A 12,767-nucleotide genomic window follows, 5' to 3' on the forward strand; every position below is an offset into this window, starting at 1 on the left:
TGTTAACAAAGCGTTAAAGTGAAAAAGAGACCCGAATGGGGTCTCTTTTTTTGAAATCAACACTATCGGGGCTGATTTCCAAGCTGCTGTTCTGCCATAGCAATGAGACGTTTTGTCATCTCTCCGCCTACAGATCCATTAGCCCGTGCGGTCGTATCTGCACCAAGCTTCACTCCAAACTCATTGGCGATTTCCTCTTTCATCCGGTTTAACGCATTCTCAGAACCAGGTACCAAAAGTTTGTTTCTTGCCATGATGCAACACCCCCACATAGAATTGAGCAGACAATGCTGCTCGTCTATTAAGGTTTCCGAAACTGAAAAAAGGCATTCGTTTTTCAGATCCTTGCAACTGTTTAAAAGTAAAACATTGGCTCCTGAAAATCAGCAGCGTTATAATGGATTCATAAATAAGCATAAGGTAGTTAAAAAGGATGATGCAGTATGGATATTTTTGAAGCGATTAAAACAAGGAGAAGCATAGGTTCGGTTAAGGATGATCCAGTTCCCGATCATCTCATCGAAAAAATTTTAGAAGCAGGAACATATGCTCCAAACCACCACCGTACGAATCCTTGGAGATTCTTTGTCATCAGCGAAGCAGGGAGAAACAAGCTGGGAGAGCTTCTGGCAGAAATCACAAAGTCTGCAATGAATGAACCACTGTCAGAAGAGGATCAGCAAAAATTGGAGAGGGTAAAGAAAAAACCTCTTCGTGCACCGGTTATTATTGCGGTAGGAGTAGAGCCGGGAGATCACCAAAAAGTGATTCATAAGGAGGAAACAGCAGCTGTCAGTGCCTCTATTCAAAATATGCTGCTTGCTGCCCATGCGCTCGGTCTTGGGGCAGTTTGGCGCACAGGCACGATTTGTTATGACGACAGAGTAAGGTCTTATTTCGGCCTCTCAGACAAAGGTGAAATGGCTGGATTTATCTATCTTGGCTATCCAAATAAAGCGCCTGCGGCTATCAAAAAACAACCCTATCAGGAAATCACCGAGTGGTTAAAATAGTCGATTACAACACGAAGAGAAGCCAACACGTTTCTCTTCGTTTTTTTATGGAGGAAAACAGGGTAAAGGTACTTTGTATGAATTGGTTTGACTAAATGAGAGAGGATGAACAATGTGCAAAAAAGAAAACTAGGCAATGAGGGTTTGGAAGTCTCATCCCTTGGATTGGGCTGCATGGGCATGTCGGACTTTTACAGCGGACAAGATGATCAGGAGTCACTAAAAACCATTCACCATGCACTTGAATTAGGTGTAAACTTCCTGGATACCGCTGATATGTATGGTGTTGGCAAAAATGAAGAATTGGTAGGTACAACGATCAGTGATTGCCGGAAGGATGTCATCCTTGCTACAAAATTTGGCAATGTAAGGGGAGAAGACGGTTCCTTTTTAGGTGTAAACGGACATCCGAAATATGTGAAAGAAGCGTGTGAAAACAGTTTGAGGCGGCTTGGCACGGATTACATTGATCTCTACTATCAACACAGAGTCGATCCAGGGATCCCTATAGAAGAAACGGTAGGGGCAATGTCGATTCTTGCTCAGGAAGGAAAAATACGCTATCTGGGCCTTTCAGAAGCTTCTCCTGAAACCATTCGGCGCGCACATGATGTCCATCCCATTACAGCCGTACAAACAGAATATTCATTATGGAGCCGGGATGTTGAAGAACAAATTCTGCCTGCGATCCGGGAGCTTGGCATCGGATTTGTTCCCTACAGCCCGCTTGGCCGAGGCTTTTTAACAGGTCAGATCAAAAAATTTGAAGACTTGGCTGAGGATGACTACCGCCGGTTTTCTCCAAGGTTTCAAGGAGAAAACTTTCAAAAGAACTTAGATCTTGTTGAAAAAATAAAAGAGATCGCTTTAGAAAAAAACTGCAGTACATCACAGCTGGCTATAGCCTGGCTGCTTGCACAAGGTAATGATATCGTCCCAATTCCCGGAACAAAGAAAACCCGTTATTTAGAAGAAAATGTTGGGGCAATAAAGGTTGAACTGACACAAGATGACCTAAACCGGATCAATGAGGCGGCACCAAGGGGAGCGGCTGCAGGTGAACGATATCCTGAAGCCGGAATGAAAGGTGTGAACCTATAAAGCAGAGTACGCAAATAAATGGCGGCTTACTTCATAAGGAGGAGCTGCCATTTTTATGTTAAGATAGGTTCATTATTATAAAGCAGGTGTTTTCATGAAAAACAGATTCTCCATTGGCCAGATGGCTAAACTTCACAACATCCCCGTTAAAACGCTGCGCTATTATGACGAAATCGGTTTATTTACGCCAGTTAACGTTGATCCCGTTTCTGGTTATCGCTACTACTCCATTGAGCAATTCGAACTGTTGGACATCATTTATTATTTAAAATCTATGGGAGTCCCACTCAAGCAGATCAAGCTCCAGCTCGAAAAACGAAACCTGGATTCATTCCTGGACATTCTTCAGAAACACAAAGAAGATGCTGAAGAAAAAATAAGAGAGCTGGAATCGATCAGTAAGAGGCTTGAACACCGAATAACCGAATCGAAAGGGAAGAGCCATGAATCAAACTAATCCAGAAAATTCACCTTATTCAGCTATTCAACAATCCAGCACATCCAAAAGGCTATGGCTTGCATTAATTTTAGGCTCGATGACGGCCATCGGTCCATTATCCATTGATATGTATCTGCCTGCTTTACCTAATCTAACAAAAGAGCTGAGTACCACCTCTTCAGCCGCACAGCTCAGTCTCACTGCCTGCTTGTTGGGGATTGCCGTGGGGCAATTGTTTGTAGGTCCTATCAGTGACAGAAGAGGAAGGAAGAGCCCGCTGCAGATCGCCCTGGGGCTATATGCCGTATCTTCTTTGCTCTGTGTTTTTGCTCCAAATATCAGTATTCTCATTTTCCTTAGATTTGTTCAGGGAGCTTCAGGAGCCGGTGGCATTGTCATATCCAGAGCCATGGTCCGAGATCTTTTTTCCGGCCCGGATATGACGAAGTTCGTTTCTTTATTGATGCTGATTAACGGTATCGCTCCGATCCTGGCTCCTGTGGCAGGAGGACAATTATTGCAGTTCACCTCATGGAGAGGCGTGTTTATTGTTCTTTGTGCCTTAAGTCTGCTTATGCTGCTTGCTGCCTTCTTTGGTTTGCAAGAAACGCTTTCAGCAGAGAATCAGACATCTGGCGGGATCAAACAGACGCTTACGACGTACAAAAAACTGCTGAGTGACCGTGTTTTTATGGGGTATGCAGCCTCACAGGGGCTTGTCATGGCAGCTATGTTCGCCTATATTTCAGGATCTCCTTTCGTCATTCAAAATGTGTTCGGTGCCTCACCACAAGCGTTCAGTGTGTTTTTTGCAATCAATGGAGTTGGAATTATCATCGCCAGCCAGATTGCTGGAAAACTTGCAGGAAAAGTCAGCGAAACGGCACTATTGCGAAGCGGGTTGCTGATTGCGTTAGGAGGCAGTATCCTAATGGTCATCGTAAGTCTTGCAACGAAAAGCTTATTCGGCTTGCTCATTTCCTTATTTTTAACGGTATCCAGCGTAGGAATCGTCAGTACGGCCAGTTTTTCACTCGCTATGCAGAATCAGCAAAAGGCAGCAGGGAGTGCTTCTGCGCTGCTTGGGCTGCTGCCTTTTATACTTGGTGGTATTGCAGCACCATTGGTTGGGCTCTGGGGAAGTAATCCTGCTGGTTCAATGGCTTTTATCATTGCACTGTGTGAAGCAATAGCTTTTGTTTTATATTTCTTTTTAACGAAAAAAGTGAAAGAAAACGTGTAAAAGCCAGTCCTTTTTAGGATTGGCTTTCTCTTTTATAGAGACTTATGCTTCCATTTTGTTTGATGAAGAAGACATGGTCTCCCTTCTTTATAGAATTAAAATCCAGTGACGAAACAGAAACAGCCTGGCCTGATGAAAGGCGAATGGTATAGTTGGGCAGGCTTTGAATATTTGTTCCTCTTTCTACCGCTTTTTCTGAGTAATCCTTTTCAAGCACACGGCCTTCAAATTTAGAAAATTTAAACTGTCCCTGTACAAAGTCTGACCACGCGAAATAAAGAAAGAAGACAGCCACGGTCCACAGAATGATGATCTTTGGTTTGCTCAAAGCTTCCACCTCCGGGATTAGTATTTCCTATACTTGAATTAATTACATAAAGGACTTTTTTATTAATTTTTTGAATAATAAGTTTATTTTATTGATAATTTTACCGAAAAGAGTATACTTTAGATAATCTAACATACCGACCGGTTAGTAAGTTGAGAGGAGATGAAGATTTTGGATTTTTCGTATTCTGAAAAAGTGAAAGACTTGCAGAAAAGGATCATCTTTTTTATGGAACAGTATGTATATCCGAATGAGGCTCTTTATGAAGAACAGCTTAATAAGCAAAAGGACCGATGGAGCGCAGTTCCGCCGATAATGGAAGAATTGAAAGTAAAAGCGAGAAAAGAAGGCCTATGGAATCTGTTCTTGCCTGACAGTGAAGATGGAGCTGGACTTACCAGTCAGGAGTATGCCCCGCTATGTGAAATTATGGGAAGATCCCTCATTGGGCCAGAAGCCTTTAACTGCAGTGCACCTGATACAGGAAATATGGAGGTACTTGTCCGCTATGGAACGGAAAAACAGAAAGAGTCGTGGCTCAAGCCCCTTTTAGAAGGGACGATCAGATCCTGTTTTTCCATGACAGAACCCGAAGTCGCTTCCTCGGATGCCACGAATATTGAAGCACGTATTGAAAAGGATGGAGATGAATATGTCATCAACGGACGGAAATGGTGGTCATCCGGAGCCGGGGATCCTCGATGCAAAATTGCTATCGTGATGGGAAAGACCAATCCAGGTGCGAACCGGCATGAGCAGCAATCCATGATTCTTGTGCCTTTGGATACCCCTGGGGTGAAGGTGGAAAGGATGCTTTCCGTTTTCGGTTATGATCATGCTCCGCATGGACATGGAGAAATCACATATGAAAATGTACGAGTGCCGGCTGAGAATATCATCTGGGGTGAAGGGAAAGGATTTGCTATCGCTCAAGGAAGGCTTGGACCGGGAAGGATCCATCACTGCATGCGGCTGATCGGAGCAGCAGAAAGAGCGCTTGAAGAATTATGTAAGCGCGTTCAAAAACGGACAGCCTTCGGAAAACCAATTGCAAACCAAGGAGTAATCCGTGAATGGATCGCTGATTCAAGGATTGAAATTGAACAAGCCAGGCTCCTGACCTTAAAAGCAGCATATATGATGGACACCGTCGGCAATAAAGAAGCCAAGACAGAGATCGCTATGATCAAAGTTGTCGCACCTTCAATGGCGCTGCGCGTGCTGGACCGCGCCATTCAGGCTTTTGGAGGAGCAGGGGTCTCTGACGACTTTACACTTGCTGCCCAGTGGGCGAATGCAAGAACATTAAGGCTTGCTGACGGTCCGGATGAAGTCCACCGAGCACAGCTAGCCAGACTAGAACTTAAAAAATACCCGCAAGAACTGTTGGTCCATTAGAATTTTCAAAGAAAGAGGGCAGAAACATGAATGTACTCAAGCTGTTTGATTTAACAGGTAAAACAGCGATCATTACAGGCGGAGGAAGGGGATTAGGGCAACAGATTGCCGAAGCGTTCGCTGAAGCAGGCGCCAACGTTGTTCTCTGTTCCAGAAAAGTTGAGGCCTGTGAGGAAGCAGCTCAGAAGTTAAAGCAACTCGGAATAAAGACACTCGCCTTGAAGTGCGATATCTCAAATCCGGAAGATGTTCAATCTGTGATCGATCGAACGCTGCAGGAATTTGATTCCATCGATATTCTCGTCAATAACAGCGGAGCGACATGGGGCGCACCCGCCGCAGAAATGCCATATGAAGCATGGAAAAAGGTGATCGACGTAAACGTGACAGGCACATTTTTAATGAGCCAGGCTGCAGGGAAAGTGATGATAGAACAGAAATCAGGCAAAATCATCAATATTGCCTCTGTTGCGGGACTTGGGGGCACAGATCCGCGTTATATGGATACGATCGGCTACAACACGAGCAAGGGAGCAGTCATAACTTTCACAAAGGATCTTGCCGTGAAATGGGGGCAGCACAATATTAATGTGAACGCGATAGCTCCAGGATTTTTTCCAACCAAAATGTCGAAAGTGCTCATTGAACACGGAAAAGATGCCATTCTAGAGGGGACGCCTCTCAACCGTTTTGGCAGTGATGATGATCTTAAAGGAGCCGCTCTTTTCCTTGCATCAAATGCTTCTAATTATGTTTCAGGAGACGTGCTGATTGTAGACGGCGGGGCACATGCCTTGTAAAGACAGAAGCAGGGAAGGGTTGAAGTTATGAGACTGCAGGGAAAAACAGCGGTGATTACAGGCGGAGGAGGGGGCATCGGCCGGGCTGCTGCTCTTCTTTTTGCCAAGGAAGGCGCCAAGCTGGCCATCGCTGACGTGAAAGAAGACTTTGGGGAAGAGACCGTTCGTTTAATTAGAGAACAAGGTGGACAGGCCATTTTTATCAAAACAAATGTTACAGACTCTAAGCAGGTAAAAAAGGTGATCGACGCGGCCATTAGCGAGTTTGGGGCTCTGCATATTTTGTTCAATAATGCCGGTATCGGAAACCCTGAGGTAAAAAGTACAGATCTTCCTGAAGAAGAATGGGACCGCATTGTTGATATCAACTTAAAAGGGGTCTTCCTCGGAATCAAACATGGCGTTCCGGAACTGATCAAAGCCGGAGGAGGAGTCATCATCAATACTTCGAGCTTGCTTGGACTTAAAGGGCAGAAATACTTATCCGCTTATAATGCATCAAAAGGCGGAGTTTTCCTGCTCACTCAGAACGCCGCACTTGAATATGGCAGACATAACATTCGAGTGAATGCCGTTGCTCCAGGAGTTATCGATACGAGCATCATCGATAACTGGAAGAACAATGAAAGAAAATGGCCGATCATCTCTACCGCCAATGCTCTCGGGAGGATCGGAAAACCTGAAGAAGTGGCAAGAGCGGTGCTGTTCCTCGCTTCAGATGAAGCATCATTTATTACAGGAGCCACTTTATCTGTGGATGGCGGTGGGCTGATTTTTTGAGTGTTTTTTAGAACGGGCTTCACTGGTATTTTTCCGACAAACTCATGACGTCAAAATTGGTTGACTTCTGTCGAGTATCATCTGATCGATAATAAAGTTTTTACCGCCAAAACAGCCATCTCATCAACTTTTAAAAATCTGGAGGGTTAATAATGAGCGAAAACAAAGTTTGGAAAAGCCATTATCCTGAAACCATTCAACCAGATATACAGATTCCTGACCTGTCCATCCCGCAGTTGCTTCAACAGACAGCAGAACGATATCCTAATTACAACGCTTTATCCTTTTATAGCCAAAAGACCACGTACGGTGAACTGCAGAATCTCGTAAACGGTTTTGCATCCGCTTTGCAGCAGTCGGGAGTGAAAGCCGGAGACCGTGTGGCCATCATGCTGCCGAACTGTCCTCAATATGTGATTACATACTATGGAGTCCTGACTGCCGGAGCGATCGTTACCCAGGTTAATCCGATGCTCGTTGAGCGGGAACTGCAGCATATCCTCGACGACAGCGGAGCTGAGACCATCGTCGTCTATGAACCGCTTTATGAACAGGTGAAAAAGCAACAGCATGTTTCTCCTTTAAAACGGATCATCTCGGTTAGTTTTGATGAAAACCCAAAAGATCTTTCACCTGACTGGTCTTTTTCTCAGTTTTTGCAAAGCGGCACCGGACGGATCGATCCTGCAGTGATCGCTCCTGAACAGGATGTTGCGGTTTTACAATACACCGGAGGGACAACTGGACGTTCCAAAGGCGCCATGCTGACGCATAAAAATATTATCGCTAACGTCCTTCAATCACATGAGTTTTTTAAATATAACATTGAGATCGGGAAAGAAAAGTATTTAACGGTCATTCCTCTTTTCCATGTGTTTGGCATGACTTCCTGTATGAATCTCGCAATCTATACCGCATCAGAATCAATCCTGCTCCCGAGATTCGACATCAATGAGGTTCTTCAAACAATTAAAAAAGAACAACCGACCGTTTTTCCCGGTGTTCCGACGATGTATGTTGCGATCACCAACCATCCGGAAGCTGAAAACTTCGGTATAGACAGTATAAAAGTGTGCAACAGCGGAAGTGCTCCGATGCCTGTCGAACTGCTTCAGGATTTTGAGAGAAAGACAGGTTCAAAGATTCTAGAAGGCTACGGATTATCAGAAGCCTCACCGACCACACATTGCAATCCGATGTTTTCTGAACAAAAAGAAGGGAGCGTAGGCATTGGTCTGCCGTCGACAGATTACCATATCGTGGACTTGGCAACAGGAACTGAAGACGTAAAGACAGGTGAACTTGGCGAGCTCATTATCAAGGGGCCGCAAGTCATGAAGGGTTATTGGAACATGCCGGAGGAGACAGAACATACCCTTCGCAACGGCTGGCTCTACACCGGAGATATAGCCAAGATGGATGATGACGGTTATGTCTTCATCATGGATCGCAAGAAGGATCTTATTATCGCGAGCGGCTACAACATCTATCCAAGGGAAGTAGAAGAAGTGCTGTATGAATTTCCATCCGTTCAGGAGGCCGTTGTGATTGGTGTACCTGATGCTTACAGAGGAGAGGATGTGAAGGCTATCGTCGTATTAAAAGCAGGGAAAACCGCGACAGAGGATGAGATTATTTACTATTGCAAACAAAATTTATCTGCGTATAAGATCCCGCATATCATCGAGTTTCGCGAGCAGCTGCCAAAGACGAATGTCGGTAAAATTCTGCGCAGAGCTTTGCGGGAAGAAGCAAGAATAAAGACAAGGTAGGGACAATTTTATAGATTCATTGAGAAAAAAAGAAAAGGAGAGAAAGAGAATGATATAATTTTGCCTGAAATTGATTAAAGAATGCGAGGACACAGACATGAAGGAAAAAATTACGGAATGCAGCATCCGTTTATTTGAGAAAAAGGGATTCAGTGAAACATCCATACAGGATATTGTTGATGCTCTTGGCGTAACAAAAGGGACTTTTTATTATTATTTTGCAAGCAAAGAAGAACTGCTGATGAACATTCACAACAGATATATTGATGAACTATTAAACCAGCAGGAACGAATCATCTCTGATGAAACGAAATCAAGCAAAGAAAAGCTGTTTGAGATCGTTTATGCGTTAATCGGCAACATCAGACAGGCCGGAGCCAGTGCAAAAGTGTTCTTCAGGGAAATCAAAAACCTGAACGAAGAGCGCCTCTCCCTGATTATTCCTAAACGGGACCGTTTCCGCTTTAATCTGGAGCAGTTGATCCATGACGGCATTGAAAACGGTGAATTTCGTTCTGACCTGAACGAATCAATCGTTACGTTTGGAATTCTTGGCGCAGCTAACTGGAGCTATCAATGGTTCAATCCGGATGGAATGATGTCAGAAAGAGAAGTAGCCGAAATATTTGTAGAAATGATTCTAAATGGCATAGCACATAGAAATTGATACTAAATAACGGGAGGCTATACGATGAAAGTAGAAGATGTACAGCAGATTACTGTATTAGGTGCAGGCCAAATGGGACATCAGATCGCCATGCTGTGCGCGCTTGGCGGATTTGAAACTGTCATACAGGACGTGCAGGAACTGGCGCTTTCCAAAGCAGAGAGCAAACTCAATGCCATTATGGACAAATGGGTGACTAAAGGAAAGCTTTCTGACGATCAGAAAGAAGCGGCTTTTCAGCGCCTTCGTTTCACAACAAGCTTTGAAGATGCGGTCAGAAATACCGATTTTGTGATTGAAGCTGTTGTGGAAAAACTGGATGTGAAGCGAGAAGTGTTTGCGAAGCTTGAGCAGTTGGCGCCTGAGCATACCATTTTTGCAACCAACAGTTCAACAATCGTCAATAGTCTGATTGCTTCAGAGACAAACCGTGCGGAGAAGGTAGTTAACATGCATTTCTTTTTCCCGCCTCTCGTGATGGATTGTGTGGAAGTGGTGATGAGTGACCAAACATCCGAAGAAACGGCTCAGCTGACGATGGAGATTTGCAAGCGGATCAACCGTACCGCAGTTCTGCTTAAAAAAGAGATTTCGGGTTTTATTGCCAACCGTATTTTGGGTGCGCTGCAGAAAGAAGCCGTTTACCTGTATGAACAAGGAATCGCTGACTATAAAGACATCGATATCATCTGCCGTAAAGCATTGAACCACCCGATCGGACCATTTGAACTTATGGACTTATCCGGCATCGATGTCGGCTACTATGTCATGGAACAGCGCTATAAAGAGACGGGCGATCCAGAAGACAAGCCGTTTGCCTGCATTGAAGAGAAGGTGAAGCAAGGCCATTTAGGGAGAAAAACCGGCAAAGGCTGGTACAACTATGAAACTGAAGGAGTGAAACTATAATGGGAAAATATCTTGAGGTAGTAAAAGACCATCATCTCGCTGTCATTACGATAAACAATCCGCCGCTGAATGTATTGAGCAGAGCCGTATTCCAGGAGCTTGATGATACGTTCATGGAGTTGGAACATGACCGGGAAACGGTAGCTGTTGTACTAACGGGAGAGGGAGAAAAAGCATTCGTTGCTGGAGCCGACATTAAAGAGTTTCCTCAGATGATGGGGAACCCTGATATGAGGGCACAAGTGATGGAGGTCCATTATATCCTAAACCGAATTGATTCTTTTCCAAAGCCTACGATCGCTGTCTTGAACGGCTTGACACTCGGAGGCGGCTGCGAACTTGCCCTTTCATGCGATATGAGGATTGCGGAGGAACACAGCCAGATCGGATTGCCTGAAGTTACCCTCGGATTATTTCCTGGCGGGGGAGGAACACAGCGTCTTCCCCGCTTAGTGGGAGAAGCGAAAGCAAAAGAAATGATGTTTACAGGGGAACCGATTTCTGCAGCCGCAGCTGAACGAATCGGACTGGTCAATAAGGTAGTTCCTTCCGGTGAAGGACTGGTCAGTGCCAAACAGTTGGCAAGTAAAATCACGCGCCACTCGCTTCAGGCTCTATCACGAATTAAACAATCGGTTGATGTAGGCATTAACAAATCCTTGAATGAAGGCATCGAAGTGGAAGCTTCTCTGTTTCAGGAAGTGTTCCAAACGGAAGATATTAAAGAGGGCGTTCAGGCATTTTTTGAAAAAAGAAAACCTGCCTTTCAGCATCGTTGATCGGTAAGAGGCAGAAAGTGAGGAAAGACATGCATGAAATTGAACTGACGGTACGGTTCTGTGAAACGGATGCCCTGGGCCACATTAACAACACGAGTTATTTTATTTATCTGGAAGAAGCGAGGGTCCGCTGCTTTGAAACCCTCGGCCTTGAAATGAACACGAACGAATGGAGCTTTATTCTTGCTTCCACAAAATGTGACTTCATGGCACAAGGTTATTTTAACGAAAGACTAGTGGTGCGGACCGGGGTATCAAAAATCGGAACAAAAAGCTTTACATTGGAACACGATATCTATAAAGCAGAAACCAAGGAGTTAGTTGCGAGAGGAAATGCAGTCATTGTGTATTTTGACTTTAAAACACAGCAGACTGCTCATATACCAGAATTTCTGCGCGACGCATTGAAAGAGAATCTAGTATTGCAGACTCAAGAGTCAGAATCTTGAAATAAATGAATCGAGGAGGAGGAAGACATGAGTAAGGATACGATAGCCGTTCGCCAGGGAGAAGAACTGGATCTTGCTGCTCTTGAGCGTTTCCTTAGGCATTCTATGGATGAATTGCCGGAAGAGACGCTGGAAATCCTGCAGTTCTCCGGTGGCCATTCCAATTTGACGTATCAGCTCAAAATGGGAGAATGGGAAGCCGTTCTGCGGAGGCCGCCGCTTGGCCCCGTTGCGCCAAAAGCCCACGATATGGAGCGGGAATTCCGTATTCTGTCTGAGATTCATGAAATGTTCCCGCCTGCTCCAAAGCCTCTTCTTTTTTCAAAAGGAGAGGAGATCGTTGGCCGACCGTTTTTCTTGATGGAAAGAAAACATGGAATCGTAGTTGATACCTCTTTTCCGAAGGGAGTCCAGGTGACTCGGCATCTATGCGGCCAGATTTCCAGTGAGATGGTGAATCAGCTTGTCCAGCTGCATGCCATTGACTACAAAAAAACAGGATTATCTGAAATCAGCAAGCCTGATGGGTTCATGGAACGGCAGGTGCATGGATGGATATCCAGATATGATCGTTCGAAAACCGATGATATTCCGGAAGTGAAGCATTTGACCACATGGCTTGCGGACCATATCCCAACACAGCAGCCCGCTTCCATGATCCATTATGATTACAAGCTCAATAACAGTATGTTTGATCAGCGCTTGAACCACATGACAGGATTGTTTGACTGGGAGATGAGTACGGTTGGAGACCCTCTCGCCGATCTTGGAGTCGCCATGGGATACTGGATTGAAGCCGATGATCCCGACCTTTTGAAAACGGGACTGGGAAAACCGCCTGTAACCACTATGGAAGGTTTTTTTACGAGGGAACAGTTTATAGAGGAATATGCTAAAAAAAGCGGTAGAGACGTTAGCGCAATCAATTTTTACTTAACGTTCGCCTATTTCAAACTAGCTGTTATCTGCCAGCAAATCTATTACCGGTATAAAAAAGGGCAAACCGAGGATGCCCGCTTTTCACAATTTCATCACTTTGTCAAAAGCTTGATCCTGCATGCCTCCCATACTGCTTTTGGACAATGAGGT

The 12,767-nt window shown here is 44.7% G+C and carries 15 protein-coding genes; 13 read left to right on the plus strand and 2 right to left on the minus strand.

The window, feature by feature from the left end; translation table 11 throughout:
- Positions 1 to 62: 62 nt before the first annotated feature.
- The gene (locus M1K46_RS16995) at positions 63 to 254 is read right to left on the minus strand and encodes an alpha/beta-type small acid-soluble spore protein (RefSeq protein ID WP_053354233.1); all 192 of its coding nucleotides are present in this window, start codon (positions 252 to 254) and stop codon (positions 63 to 65) included.
- 189 nt (positions 255 to 443) lie between these two features.
- Between M1K46_RS16995 and M1K46_RS17000 the strand changes: the two genes are divergently transcribed.
- The 4 genes from M1K46_RS17000 (at position 444) to M1K46_RS17015 (ending at position 3,796) form a co-directional block, all read left to right on the plus strand.
- Complete coding sequence (locus M1K46_RS17000) at positions 444 to 1,013, plus strand: nitroreductase family protein (RefSeq protein ID WP_062232237.1); 570 nt, start codon at positions 444 to 446, stop codon at positions 1,011 to 1,013.
- A 114-nt stretch (positions 1,014 to 1,127) separates the two neighbouring features.
- On the plus strand, positions 1,128 to 2,114 hold the full coding sequence (locus tag M1K46_RS17005) for an aldo/keto reductase (RefSeq protein ID WP_053354231.1): 987 nt from the start codon (positions 1,128 to 1,130) through the stop codon (positions 2,112 to 2,114).
- 94 nt (positions 2,115 to 2,208) lie between these two features.
- Positions 2,209 to 2,571: a MerR family transcriptional regulator gene (locus M1K46_RS17010; protein ID WP_256226955.1), complete on the plus strand. Its 363-nt coding sequence runs from the start codon at positions 2,209 to 2,211 to the stop codon at positions 2,569 to 2,571.
- Positions 2,558 to 3,796 carry a multidrug effflux MFS transporter gene (locus M1K46_RS17015; RefSeq protein WP_256226956.1) on the plus strand — a complete coding sequence of 413 codons (1,239 nt, stop codon included), beginning with the start codon at positions 2,558 to 2,560 and terminating at the stop codon, positions 3,794 to 3,796. The genes M1K46_RS17010 and M1K46_RS17015 overlap by 14 nt, the downstream gene beginning before the upstream one ends.
- 13 nt (positions 3,797 to 3,809) lie before the next feature.
- On the opposite strand, the gene M1K46_RS17020 is transcribed toward M1K46_RS17015, so the two are convergent.
- On the minus strand, positions 3,810 to 4,124 hold the full coding sequence (locus tag M1K46_RS17020; RefSeq protein WP_256226957.1) for a hypothetical protein: 315 nt from the start codon (positions 4,122 to 4,124) through the stop codon (positions 3,810 to 3,812).
- A gap of 171 nt (positions 4,125 to 4,295) precedes the next feature.
- Here M1K46_RS17020 and M1K46_RS17025 point away from each other — a divergent pair, with 171 nt between their 5' ends.
- From M1K46_RS17025 to M1K46_RS17065, 9 genes are all read left to right on the plus strand, one after another.
- Positions 4,296 to 5,522, plus strand: coding sequence for an acyl-CoA dehydrogenase (locus M1K46_RS17025; protein ID WP_062232242.1), 1,227 nt, complete (start codon positions 4,296 to 4,298; stop codon positions 5,520 to 5,522).
- Positions 5,523 to 5,548: 26 nt separating this feature from the next.
- Positions 5,549 to 6,322: an SDR family oxidoreductase gene (locus M1K46_RS17030; protein ID WP_062232244.1), complete on the plus strand. Its 774-nt coding sequence runs from the start codon at positions 5,549 to 5,551 to the stop codon at positions 6,320 to 6,322.
- 27 nt (positions 6,323 to 6,349) lie between these two features.
- Positions 6,350 to 7,102, plus strand: a complete 753-nt coding sequence (locus tag M1K46_RS17035) for an SDR family NAD(P)-dependent oxidoreductase (RefSeq protein WP_256226958.1) — start codon at positions 6,350 to 6,352, stop codon at positions 7,100 to 7,102.
- A 152-nt stretch (positions 7,103 to 7,254) separates the two neighbouring features.
- Positions 7,255 to 8,874 carry a long-chain-fatty-acid--CoA ligase gene (locus M1K46_RS17040; protein WP_256226959.1) on the plus strand — a complete coding sequence of 540 codons (1,620 nt, stop codon included), beginning with the start codon at positions 7,255 to 7,257 and terminating at the stop codon, positions 8,872 to 8,874.
- Between the two features lie 97 nt (positions 8,875 to 8,971).
- Positions 8,972 to 9,541 carry a TetR/AcrR family transcriptional regulator gene (locus M1K46_RS17045; protein WP_053354223.1) on the plus strand — a complete coding sequence of 190 codons (570 nt, stop codon included), beginning with the start codon at positions 8,972 to 8,974 and terminating at the stop codon, positions 9,539 to 9,541.
- A gap of 24 nt (positions 9,542 to 9,565) precedes the next feature.
- The gene (locus M1K46_RS17050) at positions 9,566 to 10,450 is read left to right on the plus strand and encodes a 3-hydroxyacyl-CoA dehydrogenase family protein (protein ID WP_256226960.1); all 885 of its coding nucleotides are present in this window, start codon (positions 9,566 to 9,568) and stop codon (positions 10,448 to 10,450) included.
- Entirely contained in the window at positions 10,450 to 11,229 is a 780-nt protein-coding gene (locus tag M1K46_RS17055) for an enoyl-CoA hydratase (RefSeq protein WP_062232250.1), read from the plus strand. The genes M1K46_RS17050 and M1K46_RS17055 overlap by 1 nt, the downstream gene beginning before the upstream one ends.
- 29 nt (positions 11,230 to 11,258) lie before the next feature.
- Positions 11,259 to 11,678 (plus strand): acyl-CoA thioesterase, encoded by a 420-nt coding sequence (locus M1K46_RS17060; RefSeq protein ID WP_256227001.1) that lies wholly within the window; start codon positions 11,259 to 11,261, stop codon positions 11,676 to 11,678.
- Positions 11,679 to 11,705: 27 nt separating this feature from the next.
- The gene (locus M1K46_RS17065) at positions 11,706 to 12,764 is read left to right on the plus strand and encodes a phosphotransferase family protein (RefSeq protein ID WP_091005809.1); all 1,059 of its coding nucleotides are present in this window, start codon (positions 11,706 to 11,708) and stop codon (positions 12,762 to 12,764) included.
- Positions 12,765 to 12,767 lie beyond the last annotated feature (3 nt).

This window comes from Fictibacillus sp. WQ 8-8 (assembly GCF_024494405.1).
In the GTDB taxonomy this organism is placed as follows: domain Bacteria; phylum Bacillota; class Bacilli; order Bacillales; family Fictibacillaceae; genus Fictibacillus_C; species Fictibacillus_C marinisediminis.